Genomic DNA, 26,151 nt, shown 5'->3' with positions numbered 1-26,151 from the left:
ATGAAGGGAGAATACCTTCTTCTATTATCGGATAAGAAAGTTATAAATGAAAGATGAGTAGTCATAGTGACTATATCATAATTATACAAGGAGTGATTAAATGAATCAAGGAGATGTATTAAAACTAGCTCAGGAGGCTATAAGGACTATTTTAATGGTATCAGCGCCAATGTTAATATTTAGTTTAATTGTTGGTTTAATAGTGAGTATAATACAAGCTGTAACACAAATTCAGGAAGCAACATTGGCTTTTGTACCCAAGATTGTTGCTGTGCTTCTATCTTTGGTAATATTTGGGCCTTGGATATTAAAAGTAATCACTCAATTTACTACCAATTTGCTTACCAATATTAATTTATTTATACAATAGATAGGTGTTGAAAATGGGAAATGTTTTTGAATTGTTATTTAATCAATACGAAATATTTTTATTAGTTTTAGTTAGAACTTCTGGAATATTCATTGTTTCACCTTTTTTTAGTTCCCAAAATGTACCTAATATATTAAAAGTGGGTTTTTCATTCATCCTATCGACACTATTAACGTGGTTTTTAGATATTAATTCTCCAATTCTAGAGACTACTTTTGTAATATTAGTAATAAAAGAATTAATGGTAGGCCTTATAATTGGATTTATAAGTTATGCTTTTTTTTCTACCTTCTATGTTATGGGACAAATTATTGATATAAAAATTGGTTTTGGTATGGTAAATGTTATTGATCCTCAGCATAGAGTACAGGTTCCTGTGATGGGGAATTTTTATTACATATTAGCTTTTTTACTTTTACTAACTTTCAATGGCCATCATACCATTATAAATGCCTTAATATATAGTTATGAATTTATTCCTATTGGTAAATTTGATTTTAAATTAGATACTGGTTTTCTATTAATTGACATTATTTCTAAATCTTTTGTTACGGGTATTAAATTAAGCGCACCAATTGTTGCTACCATATTTTTGACAGATTTATTATTAGGTATTCTTGCTAGAACTATTCCACAGATGAATGTTTTTGTAGTAGGATTACCTTTAAAGATTATAATTGGATTGATAATATTGAGCATATCTATACCCACGTTTTACGCTATGGCAACTGGTGTTTTTGATAGCACCATGGATGAAATTTATATTTTTTTAAAATCCTTTGTAAAAGGTTGATATTATGGAATTAAAAATTGATTTACAACTGTTTGCAGAAGCGGAAAAAACAGAAAAACCAACTCCTAAGAAGCGAAAAGATGTAAGGGAAGAGGGACAAGTATTACAAAGTAAGGAGGTTACTTCTACTTTCATATTGTTTGCTACTTTTTTAGGAATTAAGGTTTTTGGCAAATATATATTAAATTATCTAATAAAATTTATGACAAATATCTATAAAACTATTGAAAATGTAGATGAACTTTTTTATGAGAACAACTTGATGACTAATTTTGTAAAGATACTTTCTGCATTTTTAGGATTAGTAGCACCTATAATATTTATTTCTTTTTTGGCAGCCCTTATTATTAATTATTTACAGGTAGGATTTATATTTACCACTAAACCATTACAGATTAAATTAAATAGGATTAATCCTATAGAGGGATTAAAAAGGTTATTCTCTAAAAGGGCTTTGATGGAATTGATAAAATCAATTTTAAAAATACTATTAATTGGTTATGCTTCTTATTCTTTTGTTAAAAAAAATATGATTCAGATAATGAACCTTCAAAAGTTTGAAATATCTATTCTTCTAAAAGAACTCTCTGGATTGGTCTTTAGTTTTTCTATGAGAATTATTGGAGTTTTAATATTTCTATCCTTCTTAGACTATCTATTTCAATGGAGAGAACATGAAAAAAATCTAATGATGACAAAACAGGAAATAAAAGAAGAATATAAACAAACGGAAGGAGATCCTTTAATTAAATCGAAGATAAGAGAAAAACAAAGACGAATTGCAATGTCTAGAATGATTCAAGATGTGCCAAAAGCTGATGTAATTATTACAAACCCTACTCATATAGCTATTGCTATAAAATATGATAAGGATTTGTATCAAGCCCCTTATGTATTGGCCAAGGGTGTTAATATTGTTGCTGAGAATATTAAAAAAATAGGAAAAGAACACTCTATACCATTGATTGAAAACAAGCCATTAGCAAGGACTTTATATGATACAGTTGAAATTGGAAGTTTCATACCAGAAGAGTTATATGAAGCAGTGGCTGAAGTATTAGCATATGTATATAGTTTAAAGGATAATTATTAGGAGGAAAGATAATGAAATTTGGGGATGTCATTGTTGCTCTAGGTATTATTGGAATTGTTTTAATAATAATAATACCTATACCAAACGGGCTGTTAAGCGTTTTATTAAGTATCAATATAGCTTTTTCTTTGCTTATTTTATTGATTTCAATGTATTCAAAAAATGTACTAGAAATTTCTATATTTCCATCTTTACTTCTAATTGCTACTCTTTATCGGTTAGCGTTGAATATATCCACTACTAGGGGGATATTAACCGATGCTGATGCGGGTAAAGTAGTTGAAACCTTTGGAAAGTTTGTAATACGAAACAATCCAGTAGTGGGTTTTATTATATTTCTTATTATTGTAATAATTCAGTTCATTGTAATTACTAAAGGAGCAGAAAGAGTAGCTGAAGTTTCTGCAAGGTTTACTCTAGATGCAATGCCCGGGAAACAAATGGCTATTGATGCAGATTTAAATTCAGGGTTGATTACGGAAGAGGAGGCTAGAAAAAGGAGAAAAGATATTCAAAGGTATGCGGATTTTTATGGCGCAATGGATGGAGCTACTAAATTTGTCAAAGGAGATGCTATTGCAGGCATAATAATTACCATTATTAATATTGTTGCAGGCCTGGTAATTGGTGTAATGTCAGGGATGCCTATTAATGAAGCTATGCAAACATATACTCTATTAACTGTCGGAGATGGATTGGTTAGTCAAATACCTGCCTTATTGATTTCAACAGCTACTGGTTTAGTTGTTACTAGAGCTGCTTCAGAATCAAATTTAGGACAAGATTTAATTCAACAGTTGTTCAGGAATAATTCAAAATTATTATATGTAATAGGAGGAGTAGTAGCCCTATTAGGTATATTTACTACTTTGCCCACCTTTACCTATTTAATACTTGGATTTACTCTTATTTTCTTAGGATATTCTATGGGAAAAGGTGTTAAGGAAGAAATTGAGGAACCAATAGAAGAAATATCAGAAGCAGAGGAATTAAGAAAGCCAGAAAGCGTACTTGGTTTATTGAAAGTAGATGATATTGAATTAGAATTTGGCTATGGTTTAATACCATTAGCAGATGTAAATCAAGGTGGAGATTTGCTAGATAGAATTGTTATGATACGAAGACAAATCGCTATGGAATTAGGTTTAATAGTTCCAATTGTTAGACTAAGAGATAATATTCAATTAAATCCCAATGAATATATAATAAAAATTAAAGGAGTTCAAGTAGCAAAGGGAGAAGTTTATTTTGACCACTATTTAGCAATGGATCCTGGTACAGGGGAAGGAGAAATAGAAGGTATTGAAACCATTGAGCCTGCTTTTGGTCTACCTGCTAAATGGATTACCGAAAGGGAAAGAGAAAAGGCTGAAATATTTGGTTTTACGGTAGTAGATCCTCCATCTGTAATAGCTACTCACTTAACGGAAGTTATTAAAGAAAGAGCTTATGAGTTAATTGGTAGACAAGATGTAAAATTATTGATAGATAATGTAAAAGAGGAATATCCTGCCGTTGTTGAAGAAGTAGTACCTAAAGTGTTGACTATTGGGGAAGTTCAAAAAGTATTATCTAATCTGCTTAAAGAGCAGATAAGCATTAGAGATATGGTGACTATTTTGGAAACTTTAGCGGACTATGGGAATGTTACAAGGGATACGGATTTGTTGACAGAATATGTTAGACAAAGATTGGCAGGATATATTACTAATAAGTATGTTGAAAATAGTGCTTTGAATGTTATTACTTTGGATAGTGAAGTTGAAGAAGTGATTATGAATTCCATTAATAAAACTGAAACTGGTTCTTACCTATCCTTAGAACCAAATATAGCTCAAAGAATACTTAACAATACTTTAAAATCAGTACAGAAGCTAACTTCTATTGGGCAACAGCCTATTATATTAACTGCTCCAATAGTAAGATTTTATTTTAAACGTTTAACAGAACAATTAACTAGGGATTTAATTGTTTTGTCTTATAATGAAATAGAACCATCAGTAGAAGTTCAATCTGTTGGGATGGTGAATATGTAATGAAAGTAAAAAAATATACTGGTTATACTACCTTTGAAGCTATGACTAAGTTAAAGAGGGAGCTTGGATCTGAGGCAATAGTTTTAAATACTAGAACTATTAGACAGAAAGGCCTTTTTGGTCTTTTTAAGAAACCTTTAATAGAGATTACTGCAGCCTGTGAAAAGAAAGATTTATTGCCTTCTATAAATACTCAGGAGGACAAGCTTAATAAAATAAACAACGAATTGGCCATTTTAAGGAATATGGTTGAACAAATTTCAAGCGATGTTAAGGAAAAGGATTTAGAACTTTCAACAGAACTTGACAAATATAGAATGAAATTAATAACAAATGGAGTAGAATATATTACAGCAACTTCCATTTTAAAAAAGTTAAATGAGCAAATAAACTTTGAAAATAAGGACAATTGGACAATTAAAAATATAATAAAGCAGACCCTTATGGAATATATTGGTCAGGTAAAACCTTTAAGTTTAGAGAATCCTTTTCAAAACATAATATTTTTTGTTGGCCCAACAGGAGTTGGGAAAACAACTACATTAGCAAAGATTGCAGCTCAGTTAGTTATGAAAGGAAAGTATGATATTGGCCTAATTACCTCTGATACTTATAGAATTGCTGCAATTGACCAGTTGAAAGCTTATAGTGATATATTGCAATTACCATTAGAGATTATTTATGATGAAGAGGATATGTATAAATCCTTGGTGACTTTCAAAGATAAGGATATAATTTTTGTTGATACTGCAGGTAAGAACCATAGGGATATAGATGAAAATGATGAAATTTTCAAAATTATGAACTCTATTAACAATAAAGAAGTATTTCTAGTTTTAAGTGGAACTACTGAATATAATACTTTAAAATCCATTATAGATCATTATAGCTTTATCAAGGATTATAAAATTATTTTTACCAAGATTGATGAAAGTGAAGGATTAGGTAATATTTTAAATGTAAAGTATTTAACTGAAAATCCTGTTTCCTATATAACCACTGGACAAAATGTACCAGATGATATAGAAATTTTAGATAGGGAAAAAGTAGTTAGATGTTTGATAGGGGAGATTTAGCATGAAGGATCAAGCTGAAAAACTTAGAGAATTAATGAAGGGGAAGGTTGATGATAGAATTACTTCTTCTCTTAAAAACAAGGCCAAAGTATTGGCTATAACTAGCGGCAAAGGAGGTGTTGGAAAAACTAATTTTGCAATTAATTTAGCTATTTCCTTAAAACGATTAGGATATAAGGTATTAGTTTTAGATGCAGATTTGGGATTAGCCAATATAGAAATATTAACTGGAACAAATATGAAATATACTATTGCTGATTTAATGACTAGTGATAAAGATATTTATGAAATTGTTAGTAATGGTCCTGAAGGTGTTAAGATTATATCTGGAGGAACGGGTTTAGATGAATTATCAATCATGAATGATGAAAATATAGAAAAATTATTGGTGGAGATAGAGAGGTTGGAACTGTTAGAAGACTATATCATCATAGATACAGGTGCTGGAATATCCAATAGGGTTTTAAATTTTGTTATGGCAGCAGATGAAGTTATACTAATAACTACACCTGATCCTACTTCTATAATGGATGGCTATACCATGATAAAATCTTTGACAAATAATGGATATAGAGGTAAACTTAATATAGTTACAAACATTGTAAATAACAGGAAGGAAGCTATGGATACTTTTTATAAATTAAACAAAGCTTCTAATAGTTTTTTGAAAATTCAACTTCATTTTTTAGGGTATTTAGAAAAGAATAATATTGTAAGTAAAGCAGTACAAAATCAGACACCATTTCTCATTTATAGCCCTAAGTCAACCTTATCTAAAAGGATTAATATTATGGCATTACAGTTTATAGATTCTTATAACAATGATGATATTGAAAAAAATATAAGTTTTACTCAAAAGTTAAAGAACTTACTTCTTGGAAGAAGAGGTGGTAGCTAATATGATAAAAGGGAATGAACATTTTAGTATTGGTGATAGAATTGAACTCATTAAAATATCTTCAAGGGACAAAAGACCTTATCCTAGTCAAATATTGGATATCATTGATGAAAAAAATTATATCGTCAGTGGCCCTATTTATAAAAACCAAATAGTTTTAATGCGAAAGGATGAGATTATAGGGGTTAGCTACATTGTAGAAAATAAAGGAAAATATTATTTTAATGCTAAATTATTGAGAAGGGAATTGGAAAAGGTCTATAAACTTCAAATAAAAAAAATTTCAGATACTAAAAGATATCAATTAAGAGAATATTATAGATTTGACATAGATATTCCAGTGATTAAAGAATTTGTCTTTAAAAAGGGTAATGAGAAAAGGACTATTACTGAAAGGTGTAGAACAAAGGATATAAGCGGTGGTGGGTTAAGGTTATATTCCAACTATAAACATGAAGTTGGAGACATAATATTATGTAAATTCAACATAGACAACCATGCGATAATTTCAAAAGGTAAAGTGGTGAGGATAGAAAAAGTTGATACCTTTGAATATGTTTATGCCTTGGGAATAAAATTTATTAAATTAAAGGATAGAGATAGGGATAAAATAATTCAATTTATTTTTTTAAAACAACGATTGTTAAGAGAAAAAGGATTGATCTAATTGATAAAAGTACTTATAGTAGATGATTCACCATTTATACGTAGAATTTTAACAGATATATTTAATGAAGACGATATGATTTATGTAGTTGGACATGCTAATAATGGAAAAGAGGCCTTAGACAAAATTCCCTTATTGAAACCAGATATTATTACTCTTGACATTGAAATGCCTATAATGGGTGGTATTGCCACTTTAGATAATATTATTAAATCCTATAATATACCTGTAATCATAATCAGCAATTTAACCAAAGAGGGTGCTGTTTTAACATTAGAAGCCTTGGAAAAAGGAGCTATAGATTTTATACCAAAACCTCATAATATCTTTAGTTTAAGTGATAAAATCAAAAAACAGGAGATAATAAATAAAATAAAAATAGCTGCAAAATTTAAAACCAATATTGATTATATTAAGAACTCTATCTTTAAACCTATAGCTAAATCTTCCACAATAATGAGAGCTAATAAGAAAAATTTCGATTATATAATTGCATTAGGCACATCAACGGGAGGACCTAGAGCATTACAAGAAGTACTACCTCTTTTGCCAGCAGATATTAATGCTTCTATTGTTGTTGTTCAGCATATGCCACCAAAATTCACCAAATCATTAGCAGATAGGTTGAACAATCTATCGAAGATTGAAGTTAAAGAAGGTGAGGAAGGAGATAGATTAAAAAGAGGTTATTGTTATATCGCTCCTGGAGATTATCATATGGAAGTGGTGGAAGATAACTCGGATTATATCATTCAATTGAACAAAGAACCAGCTATAAAAGGATTAAGACCGTCCGTAGATATATTAATGGAGTCTGTTGCAAAACTAGGTGATTTGAAGAAGGTAGGAATTGTAATGACTGGTATGGGCTCTGATGGAGCTAATGGAATTGTTCAAATAAAAAAATCTAAGGGTTTTACAATAGCTCAAGATAAAGATTCATCTATAATCTTTGGAATGCCTAAAGCTGCAATAGATACAAGATATATTGATAAGATAGTTCCTTTAAACAGTATAGCTCATGAAATAATGAGTGTGGTGGGGGTGTAATAATGGATTTAGACTTAAATCAATATATAAATTTATTTGTTGAAGAAGCAAAAGAACATTTACAAAGTATGAATGAGGCTTTATTGGAATTGGAAAAAGATAAAGCCAATATATCTTTAATCAATGAGCTTTTTAGAGTAGCTCATACATTGAAGGGCATGTCAGGAACCATGGGATTTGAAAACATGGCCAATTTAACTCATGAAATGGAAAATGTATTAGAGGGTATTCGAAGTAATGATATTGAATTGAATGAAAATGTAATTGATATTATATTTGAATGTTTTGATGTATTGGATTATTCTGTAAATGAAATTGCCACAAAGGGAAAGGAAAGCAGTGGAGAGAATAAAGATTTAATTGATAGATTAAGAACTGTATTAAAAGATAATAGTATTATAGAAAATAATGAATATCTTATTGAGGATAATATTCCTCTTGATGACTACGTGCTGAACATTATAGAGGAGGCAAAGACAAAGGGATTAAATATATTTAATATTGAGGTAAATTTAAGTCCTAAATGTATGCTAAAATCTGCTAGAGCTTTTATAATTTTTAATACTTTAGAGTCTATGGGTGATATAGTTTATTCTAATCCTTCTGTGGAGGATATAGAAGATGAGAAATTTGATTTAGGTTTTTCCATAATTTTCATCTCTAGAGTAGAGAAAGAGAAATTAGAAGGTGAATTAAACAATATTTCGGAAATAGATGAAATAAAGATTACGGGCGTAGAAGGTAGACAAGTAGCTAAAGTTGATCATGAATTAGTTAAAGAAGTTGATAGTATAAGAAAGGACATAAATGAACTGGTAGAAAATGGGGATAAAGCCAGAATATCTAATAGAGAAAATAGAATTGGCAAGACGGTTAGAGTAGATATTGATAGATTGGACAATTTAATGAATCTTGTAAGTGAGTTAATAATAATTAAAACTAGGATGGATGATTTAAGCGATATATCTAACAAGGAAAATATGATTGAAGCTATTGAATATTTAGAAAGAATTACCACTAGCCTACATGATGCTGTTATGAAGGTACGTATGGTACCAATAGAAAGAGTTTTTAATAGATTTCCACGAATGGTTAGGGATTTATCTAAAGAATTAAATAAGGAAATTAATCTTCAAATGTATGGAGAAGATACTGAAGTGGATAGAACTGTAATAGATGAGATTGGAGATCCATTGATTCATATTATTAGAAATTCTATTGATCATGGCATTGAAACACCAGAGGAGAGAAAGAACCAGAACAAACTTAAAGAGGGGACTGTTATATTAAAGGCCTATCCAGATGGAAACAATGTTGTAGTTGAAGTTGCTGATGACGGAAAGGGGATTGATATTGGAGGAATTAAAAAGAAAGCTATAGAAAAAGAAATTATAACCAGTCAAGAGGCAGAGATTTTAACAGAGGATGATATTAAAACCTTATTATTCCAACCAGGTTTTAGCACGTCAGAAGAAATTTCTGATATATCTGGACGGGGAGTGGGATTGGATGTAGTAAAAAGCAAAATAGAATCCATCAATGGCTCTATTGAAATAGATAGTGAGTTAAATGTAGGCACAAAATTTATTATCAGGATTCCTTTAACTTTAGCAATTATACAAGCCCTTTTAATTAAATTAAAGGATGAAATATATGCTATACCCTTAAGTTCCATAACTGAAATAACAGGTATAGATAAAGATAGTATTAGAAACATTCAGGGGCAAGACATTATTTTATATAGAGGTAAGACCATACCATTTATTAGACTACATAAATTGATGGAGTTAGAATTTACGGATAACTATGATGAATATTTAGTAGTAGTAGTAAGAAAAGGAGAAAAAGAAGCTGCTTTATTAGTAGATAGTTTAATAGGGCAACAAGAAATTGTAATAAAACCCTTAGGAAAATATTTATCAAATATTAAATATTTATCTGGAGCAACAATATTGGGAAATGGGAAAGTATCTTTAATATTGGATATTAATTCAATAATATAGAAAAGGAGGTCTCAATATGTCTTCTAATGGAGAATCAAAATATGTAATTTTTAGTCTCAATGAGGAATATTATGGGATTCCTATTAATAATGTTTTATCTATAGAGAAAACAGGAGAAACTACTAGGATACCCAATGCACCAGAGTACATAGATGGAGTAATTAATTTAAGAGGAGAAGTAATTCCCATAATAAGATTGAAATCTAAATTGGGAATGGAAGGAAAGGCTATGGGGAAAAACTCTAGAATAATCGTTGTAAAAGAGGATGAAATTGTTGTAGGGTTAATAGTGGATTCATCTTCTGAAGTATTGGAAATAGATAAGGAAGATATAGACAAGCCTCCTACAGCTGAGGAGAATAAATATATTGAATATATTAGTGGAATAGGAAAAGCTTCAGAGAGATTAATTATATTGTTAAACTTAAGTAAAATATTGGAGAACTAAGGAGCAGAGAGTTATGGACGTGGACAATTTGAATAGTATGATGATAGATGTGTTGAAGGAAATTGGCAATATTGGATCTGGTAATGCAGTAACTGCATTAGCTACTATGTTGGCAAAGCGTGTCGATATGAAAGTACCTAAAGTTCGTATTATGGAATTTAAAGATGTAGCAGAAGTATTAGGAGGAGAAGAAGAACTAGTTGCAGGAATATATTTAAACCTAGGGAGTGATGTTGAAGGGAATATTATGTTTATATTGGATTTGGATTCTGCTCTCAACTTGACTAACATGTTACTGGATAGGGAAGATAATAAGCTAGATGATATAGCTATATCTGCCTTATCGGAAGTGGGAAATATTTTGGCTTCTTCTTATGTTAATTCCTTAAGTGCATTGACTGGTCTAAAGATTACAGTTTCAATTCCATCCTTAGCTGTTGATATGGCTGGAGCAATTCTTTCTGTTCCAGCAATTCAATTTGGTTTTGTTGCGGATCAAGTATTATTTATAGAAACTATTTTTCAGGAAGGAAATAATTTTGTTCAAGGAAATTTGTTCTTGTTGCCAGATATGAATTCTTTCGAAAAAATATTATCTAGTTTGGGAGTTTTGTAAGATGAAAATAATCAAAGTTGGCATGGCGGATTTAAATATAGTTAAGTCTCCAGGTATTTTGACAACTCTAGGATTAGGTTCTTGTGTTGGAATAGCTTTATATGATAAATATAATAAGATAGCGGGATTAGCCCATGTAATGTTGCCTTCTAGTAAAGAAATCAAAAATAATGATAATAAATCAAAATTTGTTGATACAGGAATAGAATTGTTAATAGAAAAGATGATAGATGAAGGTGCTATAAAGAGAAACTTAAAAGCAAAAATAGCAGGAGGTTCTCAAATGTTTTCCTTTAATGGCAATAATAGTATTTTAAAAATAGGTGAGAGAAATGTTTTAGCAACAAAGGAGAAACTAAGGGAGGTAAACATTGAAATAATTTCTGAAGATACTGGTGGAAACTATGGTAGAACCATTGAGCTAAATGCTGAAAATGGGCTTTTATTGGTAAAAACTATTGGTCATGGAGTAAAAATCATTTGATATTCCATAGGGAGGTAACTATTATGAAAACAGAAGAACTATGGAAAAAGTATACTAGAACTAAGGATAGAACCATAAGGCAAATGCTTATAGAAGAATATATTAGCTTAGTAAAAATAGTTGCTGGTAGAATGTATAATTTCTATGGAAGCAAGATAGAATATGAAGATTTAGTTGGGTTTGGAGTCATGGGTTTGATTGATAGCATTGAACGATTTGATATAAGTAAAGATATTAAGTTCGAAACCTATGCTCAGATAAGAATCAAAGGTACTATTATTGATAATATAAGAAAGCTGGATTGGATTCCTAGAACTTTAAGAAAAAAATCTAAAGATGTTCAAAATGGAATGGTTAATTTAGAAAACAAACTAGGAAGATCCCCATCAAATGGAGAATTATCCGAATATTTATCTATTTCCTTGGAAGAACTAGAAGCAACTCTTGCTGATATTGCAAATTTTAATGTTGCTTCATTGGAGGATTTACTTGTAAACAAAGGGGAATATTATATTCGTAATGATAAAAATTTAAATACACCTGAAAATGTTTATGAAACAAAGGAGATTAAAGAAATTTTGGGAAGAATAATTGACGAATTACAGGATAATGAAAAAACTGTAATATCCCTATATTATTATGAAAAGCTAACTTATAAGGAGATTGGATATATTATGGAATTATCGGAGTCTAGAATTTCTCAAATACATAGTAAAGCCATTCTAAACATTAAGAACAAATTGATAAAATTAGGTGTTTATTAGAATTGATTAGGAGGCATAAATATGTACAAGATCTCTTCCAATATAATAATTGAAGTATCAAAAGATGGATTAAAAGGTTATATTACATTACTTGATAAAGAAAAAATAGATTTTAGTAATGATAAAGAAACCCGAGAATTTATGGTAGATGAAAAGCCAATAGAAAATATAATTGAAGAAATAAAGGGTATATTAAAAGTAGGTCTGAATGAAGATAAGTTGAGGCTAGCATTATCAAATAGAAAATATAATACCAAAGTATGTATTGCTGAAGGGATTATGCCCATTAATGGAAAAGATGGATATATTAAATATCATTTTAATTTGGAAAAAAAATTAGTACCTAAAATATTAAATGATGGAACAGTGAATTATAGGGAATTAGATATTATCAACAATGTAAGAAAAGGGGATGTTTTAGCTGAATTAGTACCTCCAAAGAAAGGGAAACCTGGATTTAAAGTCACTGGTCAAACCATACCCTATAAAAAGGGCAAATCTCCTGTTTTGAGATATGGAAAAAATGTTAGGTTATTAGATACGAAAGTTGCATTAGTTGCTGAGAAGGATGGGTTAGTGGAACTGAAAGATAGAAAGGTTATAGTTTCAGATGTGTTCCAAGTAAATGATGTTGATAGTAAAGTAGGCAATATCTATTTTAATGGAACAGTCTTAGTTGATGGAAATGCATTAAATGGATTTAAAATTAAAGCAGATGGAGATGTGAGAATAAAGGGCGTAATTGAAGGTGCATATGTTGAAAATTCTGGAGATGTGGTTGTTAGGCAGGGTGTACAAGGTTATAACAGATTAACAATTAAATCTAAAGGCCATATTACGACTAGATTTATAGAAAATGCAATAGTGAATTCGGAACGTACTATTACAGCTGAGGCAATAATGCATAGTCATGTTTATAGTAGAGATGATATTATCCTTATAGGCAAAAGGGGTTTAATTGTTGGTGGAGTTTGTAGAGCAGGAAATGAGATACACGCTAAGACAATTGGATCTTCTATGGCTACTAAAACTATATTAGAAGTAGGTATAAATCCTGAAACCAAAGAGAAAAATGAAAATTTAAAGAAATGTATTGCTGAATTGGAGGATAATTTAGATAAGGTAATAAAATCGTTAAATTTACTGGATAGACTTAAGAAAGTCAATAGATTGGATGAAAATAAAGCACAGATGTATATAAAGTTACTGAGGACAAAAAATAGTTTACTTGCTGAATTGACGAAATTTAAGGAAGAGTATAAGGTGACGAAAGATGAAATTGACAACCTTTCAAAAGGGCGTATAAAAGTTTCAGATATTATATATCCTGGAGTTAAAATTGTAATTGGGAATAGTACCTTTACCGTAAGGGATGAAATGAGAGGGTGTACATTATTTAGAGATGAGGGAGAGATTAAGGTAGGTCCATATTAGGGGTGATTTTAAATGTCTATTAGACCTGTTGATTATACAAATATAATTTCCAAATCTCAGGAGGTTGCAAAAATTAGACAGGTGGAAAATGATAGAGTGAAAGTTCACGCGGAACAAGGGGTTGTTCAGCATGAAAAACAGATTGAACAGAACATTAAAAGGGTTAGGGACACAAACAAAAGTGAAAATTTATCCATAGATGTAGATAAAAGGAGACAGCCTAGGAATAGTAAAGATAAAAAAGAGCGTAAGAAGAAGGATGACAAAAATAAAGACAATTCTAAACTAGGCGGAAATATAGATATTAAAATTTAAGTAGGGATGTATATGTTAACAATTATACTAAATATAATAGGACTATTATTTATTATAGTTTCTTTGGTTATTATTAATAAAATTTCAAAAGAAGAAAAGAGTTTATATGAAGAGATTGTATTGATATATCAAGACATAAAATATTATTCCCATTCTGTAGAAAATCTTATTAAGAGCTTCGATGATTTAATAGGAAATAGTTTAAATAAATTTGAGACCCTACAAAAAGATAATTCTAAGGTTGTTGGGGGAGAAGATTCAAAAGATGTAGTACATAATGAATATAATAATTGGGAAGAAAACAATAAGAATCTATTGGAAGGAATTACGAAAGAGGACATTGGCGATGTAGAGATTAAGGATAAAATTTTCGAATTAAAACAATTAGGATTTTCTAATGAGGAAATTGCAAAAAGATTAAATAAAGGTGTTAGAGAAGTGGATATAATAATTAAAATGTGGTCTAATATTTATAAAAATTATTGATAAAAAATCTTGTATATGTTATACTACTAAAGTGATTACACACATTTTCTGATATTTAAGAGTGTGCCTTAAAAGGTTTCTTAAATATATGAAGAAGGTGGAGGAATAAAACATGGAGGTGAATTAGATATGTCAGTTATTACAATGAAAGGTTTGTTAGAAGCAGGAGTTCACTTTGGACATCAGACAAGAAGATGGAATCCAAAGATGGCAGAATACATTTTTACAGAAAGAAATGGAATTTACATTATTGACCTTCAAAAGACAGTTAAAATGGTAGAGGAAGCTTACAATTTTATTAAAGAGGTTGCTGCTGAAGGTGGGGAAATTCTTTTTGTAGGTACAAAGAAACAAGCTCAAGAAGCAATAGAAACTGAAGCTAAAAGATGTGGGATGCATTATGTTAACCAAAGATGGTTAGGAGGAATGCTGACCAATTATAAAACTATTAGAAAAAGAATCGACAGACTTCATGAGTTAGGCAAAATGGAAGAAGAGGGAATATTTGATGTTTTACCTAAGAAAGAAGTAATTCAACTTAATCATGAAAGAGAGAGACTTGAAAAATTCTTAGGTGGAATAAAAGATATGGATGGAACTCCAGATGCTTTATTTGTAGTAGATCCTAGAAAGGAAAGGATAGCTGTTAATGAAGCTAGAATATTAGGAATTCCAGTTGTAGCTATTGTAGATACAAACTGTGATCCAGACGAGATAGATTATGTGATACCTGGAAATGATGACGCAATTAGAGCTGTAAAATTGTTAACAGAAACTATGGCAAATGCTGTTTTAGAAGGAAAACAAGGAGAACAGATAGTAGACGTAGAAGAATAGTAAAAGGGTAAGGGTTTAAAGGGATGTACTCCTTTACGCTCTTACCATTTTTAACAATAGAGGAGGGTTAGAATGAGTATAACTGCTGCACAAGTTAAGGACTTAAGAGAAAGAACAGGAGCTGGCATGCTCGATTGTAAAAATGCATTAGTTGAGACTAATGGAGATTTGGAAAAGGCTATCGTCCTATTAAGAGAAAAGGGACTATCGCAAGCTGCTAAAAAATCTGGCAGAATTGCTGCAGAAGGCCTAGTAGATGCTTATATTCATGGCGGAAGAATAGGGGTTTTAATTGAAATCAATTCTGAAACGGATTTTGTAGCAAAAACTGATGAGTTTAAAGAATTTGTTAGAAATATGGCTATGCAAGTAGCAGCTTCAAATCCCAAATATGTTAGTATAGAAGATGTACCAGAAGAGGAAGTTGAAAGAGAAAAAGAAATACTTAAGCATCAAGCCATGAATGAAGGTAAACCAGAACATATAGCTTCAAAGATTGTTGAAGGAAGACTTGGAAAGTTTTATGAACAAGTTTGTTTGTTAGAACAGCCTTATATTAGGGAACCTAGTATGAAAGTAAAAGATTTGCTAAATGAAAAAATTGCTAAAATTGGTGAAAACATAAAAATTAGAAGATTTGTTAGATATGAAGTAGGAGAAGGTTTAGAGAAGAGAGAAGAAAACTTTGCTGATGAAGTAGCAAAGCAAATGAATGTGTAATTAAATGGAGAACACTGGTTGTTCTCCATTTAAATAGAAAGGCAGCTATTTTACTTATTAAAGTGGGAGGATTTATATGACGGAACCAATTTATAAAAGAATAGTGTTAAAATTAAGTGGTGAAGCATTATCAGGGGAAAAAGGGCATGGAATAGATGTGGATACGGTGAATAGAATATCCGAGGAAATAAAAAGCTTACAAAATCTTGGAGTAGAAGTAGCTATAGTAGTAGGTGGAGGTAATTTTTGGAGAGGTAGATTAGCTGTTGATATGGATAGGACAACTTCAGATTATATGGGAATGCTTGGCACAGTAATAAATGCTCTTGCTCTTCAGGATTCATTAGAAAAAATTGGAGTTATAACTAGGGTACAAACTGCCATTGAAATGAGACAAATTGCAGAGCCATATATTAGGAGAAGAGCAATAAGACATCTTGAAAAAGGGAGAGTTGTAATTTTTGCAGCTGGTTCCGGAAACCCATATTTTTCAACAGATACAACTGCAGCGTTAAGGGCTGCAGAAATAGAAGCAGAGGTTATATTATTGGCTAAAAAAGGAGTAGATGGAGTTTATGACTCTGACCCATATATTAACACATCTGCTAAAAAATTTGACCAATTAAGATATATAGACATTTTAAATATGGGGTTAGGAATTATGGACTCTACAGCAACTTCTTTATGCATGGATAACAGTATACCATTAATAGTATTTGGCATAGATAAACCAAATAATATTATTGATGTAGTTTTAGGTAAAAAAATAGGCACACATGTAAAGGAGGAGTAATTATGTATTTAGATGTTCATAAGGAATCAGAAGAGAAAATGAAAAAAACTGTAGAAGTTTACAAGGAAGAATTAAAAAGTATTAGAGCAGGAAGAGCAAATCCATCATTATTAGATCAAATATCTATTGATTATTACGGCACAAGCACACCACTAAAACAAGTGGCTAGTGTATCTGCACCAGAGCCAAGGTTATTGGTAATTCAACCTTGGGATGCTAATTTAATTTCCACCATAGAAAAAGAAATATTAAAATCCGATTTGGGATTAAATCCATCTAATGACGGCAAACTAATCAGGTTGCCAATACCATTACTTACTGAAGAAAGAAGAAAAGAACTAGTGAAAGTAGTAAGGAAAAGCGCTGAAAATGCAAAAGTATCTGTAAGAAATATTAGAAGAGAAGCAAATGACATAATAAAAAAGATGGAAAAGGATAAGGCCCTAAGTGAAGATGATAGAAAAGCTGCAGAAAGTGAAACTCAAAAGATTACAGATAAATATATAGAAGAAATTGACAATTTAACTAACAAAAAAGAGGAAGAATTATTAGAAATTTAGCGATTCCCCTTCTTATACAGAAGGGGTTTTTAATGATGGGAGGATATCTTATGGGCAAGGATATGGTTTTAGAGCTTAAAGATAAAATAGATTTTGATAGAATTCCCAAACATATAGCCATTATTATGGATGGCAATGGGAGATGGGCTAAAGAAAGATTTTTACCTAGAACTGCAGGACATCAAGAGGGTATGAAACGTGTAATAGAGATAGTAGAAGTTGCTGAGAAACTAAATATAAAATACCTATCTCTTTATGCTTTTTCAACTGAAAATTGGAGGAGACCAAAAGAGGAAATAGAAGGATTAATGAAATTGTTAGTCCAATATATAAGGATTGAATTAGACAGGATTCACAAAAACAATGTAAGAATTCAGACAATGGGGGATTTAACTAGACTACCTAAAAAAGCTAGAGAGGAAGTTGAAAGAGCAGTTGAAAAAACTAAAAATAATTCAAAGATGATTTTAAATATAGGGTTAAATTATGGAGGTAGAGATGAAATAATTCGTGGTGTAAAGAATATTTTAGAAGATGTAAAAATGGGTAAACTAAACGAAGACAATATAGACGCAAAATTATTTGAAAAATATTTATATACACATAATCTACCAGATCCAGATTTGTTAATAAGGCCTAGTGGTGAACTCCGATTGAGTAATTTTATGTTGTATCAAATAGCTTATACTGAATTTTGGTTTTCGGATATCTATTGGCCAGATTTTAGGGAAGAACATTTATATAGAGCAATTATCGACTATCAAAGAAGAAACAGAAGATTTGGGGGAATTTAGGTGAAAGGACTATTGATTAGAACTATAAGTGGTATATTAATAGTATTATTAACTTTTTTAGTCATATCAAAAGGTGGAACTTTCATGTCCTATTTTGTATTCCTGTTGTCAATTATTGGGATTAGGGAATTCTATACTGCTACAGATAATATAAGACTAAAACCCGTTAAAGGAATTGGTTATATTAGCTGTATTTTATTTCTTTTTTATTCATTGGGTTATAAATGGGTATCATTAATATATATATTTATTTTTGTAATAATAGCTTTGATAATAAGTTTTATTTTGAAAAAAGATATTACATTAATGGATATTTTAGTTACTTTATTTGGTATTCTTTACATACCTTTTTTATTACAACATATTATATATTTAGATGGAACAATATATATATGGTTGGTATTTATAATTGCATGGGGTACAGATACTTTTGCATATCTAAGTGGTAGCTTAATTGGTAAAACTAAACTATGCCCAAAATTAAGCCCTAAAAAGACTGTAGAAGGATCTATTGGAGGAATATTAGGGGCTATTTTGCTAACGTTGATATTTGTTAAATATTTTGGAGTTTCACCTTTATGGAAGTTCATTTTACTTCCACTTTTAGGGTCTATTATAGCTCAACTAGGGGATTTAAATGCTTCTAAAATTAAAAGACTTACTGGAATAAAGGATTTTGGGTTTATTATGCCTGGTCATGGTGGAGTACTGGATAGATTTGATAGTATATTATTTACAGCTCCTTTTGTTTATTATTTCGTTACATTTTTTTTATAATACAAAACAGGTGGTGATATAGTTGCTAACAGCAATAGCGGCAGTTTTCGTTTTTTTAATGGTAATACTCTTTCATGAGTTTGGACATTTTATTATTGCAAAGACCGTTGGTATAAAAGTAAATGAATTTTCAATAGGTATGGGACCAAAGATATACCAAAAAGAAAAGGGAGAAACTAAATATAGTGTTAGAGCATTACCTATAGGTGGTTTTGTAAGCATGGAGGGAGAAGATGAAAACTCCGATGATCCAAGAAGTTTTAACAAAGTTCCTGCTATTTCAAGAATAGCAGTTGTTATAGCTGGTGCAACTATGAATTTTATTTTGGCTATAATTGTACTTTCCATATTTTCTTTTAATGTAGGGATGCCAACAACTACTGTATTAGAAACTTTAGAAGGGTCTCCGGCTGAAGATGTTGGAATAATTGCTGGAGACACTATCTTAAATATTAATGGTAGACAGGTGAGAAACTGGGATTCTATAGTTGATGAAATTAATAGTTCAAATCCAGATGAAGATATGAAAGTTATAGTTTTACGTAATGAAGAGACTAAAGATTTTGTCTTAAGACCAGAAGTGAGAAATGATAATAGAGTTATTATAGGTATAGTTCCTACTTCTGAGAGATCCATATTTTCTGCTATTAAGGGTGGATTCCAAAAGACTGGGGCAATGCTTATGTTAATGTTTGATTTCATTAAGATGCTTTTTAGAGGAAAAGTTAGCGCCAAAGATTTGTCAGGTCCTGTAGGTGTTATATATACTATTGGAGAAGCAGCAAAATATGGGTTTACAAACCTACTTTATTTAATGGGCTTTATCAGTATAAATTTAGGATTTTTTAATCTATTACCTTTACCTGCTTTGGATGGTAGTAGAGTTGTATTTTTATTCCTTGAAATTTTACGTGGGAAAGCCATAGATCCAGAAAAGGAAGGAGTTATACATTTTATTGGGTTTGTGCTATTGATATTACTCATGTTAACCGTAACCTATTCGGATATAATTAGATTTAATATACTTAGAAGGTGATTTTGTGAAAAGAAGAAAAACTAAAAAAATAATGGTTGGGAATGTACCAGTTGGTGGAGATAGCCCTGTATCAGTTCAATCAATGACCAATACTATAACTAAGGATGTTGATGCCACCATCAATCAGATTAAAGAATTGGAAGATGCAGGTTGTCATATAATTCGATCAGCTATTACTGATTTTGAAGATGCAAAAGCCATTAAAGAGATAAAGAAGAACATAAACATTCCTTTTATTGCAGATATCCAATATGATTATAAATTAGCAATTAAAGCTGTAGAAAATGGTGCAGATTGTCTAAGAATAAATCCTGGAAACATTGGTTCAGAAAGGAAAGTAAAAGAAGTCATTAATATTTGTAAAGAAAGAAATGTGCCTATAAGGGTAGGAGTCAATTCTGGGTCAATAAAAAAAGAATATTTAGAAGAATACAATGGAGTGAATGCAGATTCTATGGTAGAAAGTGCTCTTGAGCATGTAAGATTAATAGAAGATATGGGTTATGATAAAATTAAAATATCATTAAAGGCGAGTAATGTGCCACTTACCATAGAAACTTATGAAAAAATATCTAAAAGGGTAAATTATCCTCTTCATTTAGGAGTTACTGAAGCAGGACCAATTTGGAGAGGTACTATTAAATCTGCTGTTGGGATTGGGACTCTTCTTTCTATGGGCATTGGTGATACTATAAGGATTTCTTTAACTGGAAATCCTATTGAAGAAGTAAAAGTAGGTAGGGAAATTTTAAGGTCTCTCGGTTTATTAGAGGAAGGTATAGAGATTGTATCCTGCCCCACATGTGGAAGAACCAAAATTCAACTAATAAAACTAGTTGAAGAGGCTGAGGAAAAATTAAGACATATTAAAAAGCCATTAAAGGTTGCAATTATGGGATGTCCTGTAAACGGACCAGGAGAAGCCAAGGAAGCAGATATAGGAATTGCAGGAGGACAAGGAGAAGGATTAATATTTAAAAAGGGAAAAGTGTATAAAAAAGTAAAGGAAGAATTATTATTAGATGAGTTAATAAGAGAAATAGAAAACCTTTAAGTATTGATTTGGAAGGTGTTTTTTATGTTAGATAATAAGCAGGTTATCATTAGGCTTGTACTAACTATATTGTTATCTAGTTTTATTGGAATAGATAGAGAAAGTACCAAAAAGCCAGCAGGTTTAAGAACTCATATTTTGGTTTCTTTAGGATCTACTCTGATAATGCTATTGTCAATATATCTTAATAAAAATTTTCAACAAGATTCTTTCTATTACTCTGATAGAATTGCTGCTCAAGTAATAAGTGGAATAGGTTTTTTAGGAGCTGGGACAATATTGAGGAGGGACACTGGAGTAATAACAGGGTTGACAACTGCTGCAAGTTTATGGGTTGTTGCAGCTATTGGGTTAACAGTTGGTGCTGGATTTTATTTGGCTGCAATACTAACTACTGTATTGGTAATAATAACTCTAATGTCTTTTCACAGATTTGGAAGAAGATTGAAAACAAAAGGTTATTATTATTTTTATTTAAGTATTGTGTCAGTGGATAAGCCTGGCCAGATTGGGAAAATTGGGCAACTTTTAGGTGATTACGGCGTAAATATACTTAGTATTGACATAGAACATAAAAACGAGGATTTGATTAGAATAGATTTAGATGTGGCTATGAAAGAATATGATAAAAAATACGATATACTCAATGATCTTGCAAGTATAGATAGTATAGTAGAAGTATCCCAAAGTGGTTAAAAAGGGGGTTATAGCAAAGGATGAATAAATCTAGAATACAATTAATCCAATTACTTGAAAAGAACAATATTTCAATTGATAGGAATTTTGATTCAATATTTGTTGAAAAAGTGAAACTAAATGCTACCAATGGTGCAATTGGAATAATATTGACTTCAGATAATATTATTTCTGAGGAAGAAGTAGATAAAATAGCCAATCTTTTTGAAGATAAATTTGATGGATTAAGTGTATCTGTGAGTATTAAATATAATATTAAGAAAGATTTAGATAGAATAATTGATGAGTTCTGGAATAATATATTATATTGTATTGAAAAGGAAATACCTTCTAGTAGTTCTTGGGTTCAATATTTAGAATATGAAATTAATAAGGACTCTTTAGTAATTTTTCCCATGAACGAAGTAATAAATTATGCTTTATCAAATAATAGAATTGTAGAAAAGATCAAAATTAAATTTAAAGATGAACTGGGCATAGATATAAATGTAATTATTGATGATTCTAAGATAGAAGATAACGGAGACGAAATTATTGAAAAGACTATAGGTGAGGAAAAGCAAATATCTATTGAGACTTTAAATACTACCGAGAATAATAATAAAGACAAGACAAAAAAAAGGAAAATCTCTTCTAATGGAAACTATACCTTTGGTAAAAAAATCCAAGAAGAGCCTATGGAGATTAAAGATATTACACTAAATACCGGCTCTGCTATTATAGCTGGTGAAGTATTCCAAATGGAAATTAGAGATATAAGAGGAAATAAAAAATTAGCAATTTTTAACATAACGGATTTAACGGATTCTATTACTGTAAAAGTATTTTTAACCGAAAAACAGTTTGAGGACTTTGAAGCAAATGTAGATAATGGTTCATATGTAAAGGTTGAGGGTGATATTGTTTTTGATAACTATTCAAAATACATTGTGTTGATGCTTAAATCATTGAATATGCTAGAAAAACAAGAAAGAATGGATTTAGCACAGGAAAAACGTGTAGAACTCCATTTACATACTCAAATGAGTTCCATGGATGGTTTAAATAGTTTTAAAAAGTTCGCCCAGAGAGCAAAAAAATGGGGGCATACTGCCATAGCAATAACAGATCACGGAGTAGTTCAGGGTTACCCTGAGGCTATGGAAGTAAGTAAGGATTTAGGTATCAAGATTTTATATGGTGTAGAGGGTTATTTGGTAATTGATAAGAAACCAATTATTTCTAACTATGATAGAGATAAAGAATACGATAAATTTGTGGTATTTGATATAGAGACTACAGGCCTATCTCCAAAAAATGACATGATAACTGAGATTGGTGCAGTTAAGATTGAAAAGGGTAAAGTTATTGATGAATTCAGTCAATTGATTAATCCAGAAAAGCCAATTCCAAGTAAGATAGTAAAAATAACGGGAATTACCGACGACATGGTAAGGGATAAGCCAACTATTCAAGAAATTTTGCCTAAATTTGAAGAATTTATTAATGATTCAGTATTAGTTGCTCATAATGCTTCTTTTGACACATCCTTTATTAAAGAGCAACTCTCAAGAGTGGGAAGAACGTTAAACAATCCTGTTTTTGATACTCTAGAATTGTCTAGAGCTTTATTTCCAGAATTAAAAAGCCATAGACTTAATTTAGTGGCAAGACATTTAAACGTAAGTTTAATTAATCATCATAGAGCTGTAGATGATGCAAAAGCAACTTCAGAAATTTTCCTAAAATCCATGGAAATATTAAAAAGAAATAGTATTAATGGATTTGATAAAATAAATAAACTTATAGAAGAAAAGGATATTTCAAAGGGTGAATCCTATCATATTGTAATATTTGCAAAAAATTTAATTGGATTAAAAAATTTATATAAATTAATATCCCAATCCCATTTAAATTACTTTTATAGAAGGCCTAGAATTCCAAAGTCTCTACTCAATGATTATAAAGAAGGATTAATCATAGGAAGTGCCTGTGAAGCAGGTGAACTATATAAAGCAATTCTAAAGAATAAAGATTTCAATGAATTAAAAAATATTGTTAGTTTTTATGATTATTTAGAGATACAGCCATTAGGTAATAATATGCATCTAATAAGGAATGGATTAGTAAAAGGTGAAGATGAGTTAATCGCCATAAATAAACGTATCGTTGAGTTAGGTGAAAGATTTAAAAAACCAGTAGTTGCAACTGGAGATGTACACTTCTTAGATCCAGAAGATGAAATCTATAGAAGGATATTGATGTTTGGACAAGGTTATTCAGATGCGGATTTACAACCTCCTTTATACCTTAGAACTACAGAGGAAATGTTGAAAGAATTTGAGTACCTAGGAAAAGAGAAGTCTGAAGAAGTAGTAATTAAAAATTCTAATTTAATATCTAATATGATAGAGGAAATAGAGCCTATACCTCCAGGCACCTACCCACCCGTAATAGAAGGTGCTGAGGAGGAGTTAAAGGAGATAACATATAATAGAGCTATTGAAATCTATGGAGATCCATTACCTAATTTGGTAAAAGAAAGATTGGATAGAGAATTAAATTCAATTATCAAGAATGGATATGCGGTAATGTATATTATAGCACAAAAACTGGTTTGGAAATCCTTGGAGGATGGGTATTTAGTAGGTTCTAGAGGGTCAGTTGGTTCATCATTTGTTGCAACCATGAGTGGAATTACAGAAGTAAATCCTTTAGTACCTCACTATGTATGTCCAAATTGCAAGTATAGTGAGTTTATTGAAGATGGTTCTATTGGTTCTGGAATAGATTTACCTGATAAGGTTTGTCCAAAATGCAAATCCAAATTAATAAAAGATGGTCATGATATTCCTTTTGAAGTATTTTTGGGATTTGAGGGAGACAAGGAACCTGATATAGATTTGAATTTTGCTGGGGAATATCAAGCCTGTGCTCATAAATATACAGAAGAACTATTTGGTGAAGGATATGTTTTTAGAGCAGGGACTATTGGCACTATTGCAGATAAAACAGCTTATGGTTTTGTTAAAAAATACCATGAAGAAAAAGGTTTAAGGGTACATCCAGCTGAAATAAACAGACTTGTACAAGGTTGTACAGGAGTCAAGAGGACATCTGGTCAACATCCTGGTGGCGTTATGATAGTACCAAAAAGCAAGGAAATATATGATTTTACACCTATACAATATCCTGCAGATGATAAGAAATCAGGAGTAATAACTACTCATTTTGACTATCACTCTATTAGTGGGCGAATACTAAAATTGGACATTTTAGGTCACGATGTTCCATCTATAATAAGGATGTTGGAAGAAATTACAGGGGTAAATCCTAGCAAAATTCCTTTGGATGATAAGGAAACCATGGAACTTTTTACTAGCGTAAGGCCTTTAAATATAGAGAATAAGGATATAAATATTGAAGTAGGGACTTTGGGAGTACCAGAGTTTGGTACTAAATTCGTTAGGCAAATGTTAATGGATACAAAGCCTACTACTTTTGCAGAATTGGTTAGAATTAGTGGCCTGTCTCATGGAACTGATGTATGGCTAAACAATGCACAGAATTTAGTTAGAAATAATATTGCCTCCTTAAAGGAAGTTATTTCTACTAGAGATGACATTATGCTGTATTTAATCTATTCAGGCCTTGACAAAAAAAGAGCTTTCAAAATAATGGAAAAGGTTAGAAAAGGAAAAGGCTTAACAGAAGATGATGAAGAATATATGAGAAGTTTTAATATTCCAGAATGGTATATAGAATCATGTAATAAGATAAAATACATGTTCCCAAAGGCTCATGCTGTTGCTTATGTAATGATGTCCTATAGAATAGCTTATTTTAAAGTTCATCATCCTGAAGCTTTTTATGCTACTTATTTTACAACAAAGGCACAAGATTTTGATGCTCATTTAGTTTTACAAGGCGAAGAAGCAGTTAGAGAAAAAATTAAAGAATTAGAGAATTTATCTAACCAAGCGACAGCAAAGGAAAAAAATCTATTAACTGTTTTAGAAGTTGTTCAAGAAATGTATGCTAGAGGCTTAAAGTTTGAAAAAGTAGATCTTTATAAATCTGATAGTGATAAATTTTTAATAGGTGATAATGGAATATTGCCTCCTCTAAAAAGTTTAGAAGGAGTTGGAGAGACGGCAGCGAAAAATATCGTCAAAGAAAGAAATGTGGATAAATTTTTATCTGTAGAAGATTTAGTTTCAAGAGCAAAAGTAAGCAAAACAGTGGTAGAAGCTCTAAGAGAACACGGTTGTTTTTACGATTTGCCTGAAAGCAATCAGATTAGCCTTTTTAGTATTTGATTTTCCTTGGGAATGTGATATAATTATAATGATAATTGTGTGGACAATCAAAG

The 26,151-nt window shown here is 30.7% G+C and carries 26 protein-coding genes; all 26 read left to right on the top strand.

Annotated elements, in window-relative coordinates; all coding sequences use genetic code 11:
• Positions 1-100 precede the first annotated feature (100 nt).
• The 26 genes from fliQ to C3E90_RS02180 all read left to right on the top strand — a co-directional run bounded on the left by fliQ (position 101) and on the right by C3E90_RS02180 (position 26,098).
• A complete protein-coding gene (gene fliQ, locus C3E90_RS02305; RefSeq protein WP_236913934.1) occupies positions 101-370 on the top strand; it encodes a flagellar biosynthesis protein FliQ in 270 nt (89 codons plus the stop codon).
• A 13-nt stretch (positions 371-383) separates the two neighbouring features.
• Positions 384-1,163, top strand: coding sequence for a flagellar biosynthetic protein FliR (gene fliR, locus C3E90_RS02300; RefSeq protein ID WP_236913933.1), 780 nt, complete (start codon positions 384-386; stop codon positions 1,161-1,163).
• 4 nt (positions 1,164-1,167) lie between these two features.
• Positions 1,168-2,256: a flagellar biosynthesis protein FlhB gene (flhB, locus tag C3E90_RS02295; protein WP_236913932.1), complete on the top strand. Its 1,089-nt coding sequence runs from the start codon at positions 1,168-1,170 to the stop codon at positions 2,254-2,256.
• An 11-nt stretch (positions 2,257-2,267) separates the two neighbouring features.
• Complete coding sequence (gene flhA, locus C3E90_RS02290) at positions 2,268-4,292, top strand: flagellar biosynthesis protein FlhA (RefSeq protein WP_236913931.1); 2,025 nt, start codon at positions 2,268-2,270, stop codon at positions 4,290-4,292.
• On the top strand, positions 4,292-5,368 hold the full coding sequence (locus C3E90_RS02285) for a flagellar biosynthesis protein FlhF (protein WP_236913930.1): 1,077 nt from the start codon (positions 4,292-4,294) through the stop codon (positions 5,366-5,368). Before flhA ends, C3E90_RS02285 begins: the two co-directional genes overlap by 1 nt.
• 1 nt (position 5,369) lies before the next feature.
• On the top strand, positions 5,370-6,266 hold the full coding sequence (locus tag C3E90_RS02280) for a MinD/ParA family protein (protein ID WP_236913929.1): 897 nt from the start codon (positions 5,370-5,372) through the stop codon (positions 6,264-6,266).
• A gap of 1 nt (position 6,267) precedes the next feature.
• The gene (locus tag C3E90_RS02275; RefSeq protein ID WP_236913928.1) at positions 6,268-6,933 is read left to right on the top strand and encodes a flagellar brake protein; all 666 of its coding nucleotides are present in this window, start codon (positions 6,268-6,270) and stop codon (positions 6,931-6,933) included.
• Complete coding sequence (locus C3E90_RS02270) at positions 6,934-7,983, top strand: protein-glutamate methylesterase/protein-glutamine glutaminase (protein ID WP_236913927.1); 1,050 nt, start codon at positions 6,934-6,936, stop codon at positions 7,981-7,983.
• A gap of 2 nt (positions 7,984-7,985) precedes the next feature.
• Positions 7,986-9,986, top strand: coding sequence for a chemotaxis protein CheA (locus C3E90_RS02265; protein WP_236913926.1), 2,001 nt, complete (start codon positions 7,986-7,988; stop codon positions 9,984-9,986).
• 16 nt (positions 9,987-10,002) lie between these two features.
• Positions 10,003-10,434 (top strand): chemotaxis protein CheW, encoded by a 432-nt coding sequence (locus C3E90_RS02260; RefSeq protein WP_236913925.1) that lies wholly within the window; start codon positions 10,003-10,005, stop codon positions 10,432-10,434.
• A gap of 13 nt (positions 10,435-10,447) precedes the next feature.
• A complete protein-coding gene (locus C3E90_RS02255) occupies positions 10,448-11,050 on the top strand; it encodes a chemotaxis protein CheC (RefSeq protein WP_236913924.1) in 603 nt (200 codons plus the stop codon).
• Between the two features lies 1 nt (position 11,051).
• Entirely contained in the window at positions 11,052-11,534 is a 483-nt protein-coding gene (locus C3E90_RS02250) for a chemotaxis protein CheD (RefSeq protein ID WP_236913923.1), read from the top strand.
• A 23-nt stretch (positions 11,535-11,557) separates the two neighbouring features.
• Positions 11,558-12,298 carry a FliA/WhiG family RNA polymerase sigma factor gene (locus C3E90_RS02245; protein ID WP_236913922.1) on the top strand — a complete coding sequence of 247 codons (741 nt, stop codon included), beginning with the start codon at positions 11,558-11,560 and terminating at the stop codon, positions 12,296-12,298.
• A 21-nt stretch (positions 12,299-12,319) separates the two neighbouring features.
• Entirely contained in the window at positions 12,320-13,732 is a 1,413-nt protein-coding gene (locus C3E90_RS02240; RefSeq protein WP_236913921.1) for a DUF342 domain-containing protein, read from the top strand.
• A gap of 12 nt (positions 13,733-13,744) precedes the next feature.
• Positions 13,745-14,047 carry a hypothetical protein gene (locus C3E90_RS02235; protein WP_236913920.1) on the top strand — a complete coding sequence of 101 codons (303 nt, stop codon included), beginning with the start codon at positions 13,745-13,747 and terminating at the stop codon, positions 14,045-14,047.
• A 12-nt stretch (positions 14,048-14,059) separates the two neighbouring features.
• Positions 14,060-14,533, top strand: a complete 474-nt coding sequence (locus C3E90_RS02230; protein ID WP_236913919.1) for a DUF6115 domain-containing protein — start codon at positions 14,060-14,062, stop codon at positions 14,531-14,533.
• Positions 14,534-14,662: 129 nt separating this feature from the next.
• The gene (rpsB, locus tag C3E90_RS02225; RefSeq protein WP_236913918.1) at positions 14,663-15,370 is read left to right on the top strand and encodes a 30S ribosomal protein S2; all 708 of its coding nucleotides are present in this window, start codon (positions 14,663-14,665) and stop codon (positions 15,368-15,370) included.
• Positions 15,371-15,442: 72 nt separating this feature from the next.
• Positions 15,443-16,090, top strand: coding sequence for a translation elongation factor Ts (tsf, locus tag C3E90_RS02220; protein WP_236913917.1), 648 nt, complete (start codon positions 15,443-15,445; stop codon positions 16,088-16,090).
• Positions 16,091-16,166: 76 nt separating this feature from the next.
• Entirely contained in the window at positions 16,167-16,883 is a 717-nt protein-coding gene (gene pyrH / locus C3E90_RS02215; protein WP_236913916.1) for a UMP kinase, read from the top strand.
• A gap of 2 nt (positions 16,884-16,885) precedes the next feature.
• On the top strand, positions 16,886-17,443 hold the full coding sequence (frr, locus tag C3E90_RS02210; protein ID WP_236913915.1) for a ribosome recycling factor: 558 nt from the start codon (positions 16,886-16,888) through the stop codon (positions 17,441-17,443).
• Positions 17,444-17,493: 50 nt separating this feature from the next.
• Positions 17,494-18,237: an isoprenyl transferase gene (locus tag C3E90_RS02205; RefSeq protein WP_236913914.1), complete on the top strand. Its 744-nt coding sequence runs from the start codon at positions 17,494-17,496 to the stop codon at positions 18,235-18,237.
• Complete coding sequence (locus tag C3E90_RS02200; protein WP_236913913.1) at positions 18,238-19,014, top strand: phosphatidate cytidylyltransferase; 777 nt, start codon at positions 18,238-18,240, stop codon at positions 19,012-19,014. It abuts the gene before it with no gap.
• 22 nt (positions 19,015-19,036) lie between these two features.
• Positions 19,037-20,050, top strand: coding sequence for an RIP metalloprotease RseP (rseP, locus tag C3E90_RS02195; protein WP_236913912.1), 1,014 nt, complete (start codon positions 19,037-19,039; stop codon positions 20,048-20,050).
• A 4-nt stretch (positions 20,051-20,054) separates the two neighbouring features.
• Entirely contained in the window at positions 20,055-21,104 is a 1,050-nt protein-coding gene (gene ispG, locus C3E90_RS02190) for a flavodoxin-dependent (E)-4-hydroxy-3-methylbut-2-enyl-diphosphate synthase (protein ID WP_236913911.1), read from the top strand.
• A 24-nt stretch (positions 21,105-21,128) separates the two neighbouring features.
• Positions 21,129-21,800, top strand: coding sequence for an MgtC/SapB family protein (locus C3E90_RS02185; protein ID WP_236913910.1), 672 nt, complete (start codon positions 21,129-21,131; stop codon positions 21,798-21,800).
• Positions 21,801-21,820: 20 nt separating this feature from the next.
• On the top strand, positions 21,821-26,098 hold the full coding sequence (locus C3E90_RS02180; protein ID WP_236913909.1) for a PolC-type DNA polymerase III: 4,278 nt from the start codon (positions 21,821-21,823) through the stop codon (positions 26,096-26,098).
• Positions 26,099-26,151 lie beyond the last annotated feature (53 nt).

This window comes from Clostridium sp. Cult2, assembly GCF_021655075.1.
Taxonomy (GTDB): Bacteria; Bacillota; Clostridia; order Tissierellales; family Tepidimicrobiaceae; genus Schnuerera.
This window is presented reverse-complemented; position numbering and strand designations above follow the sequence as displayed.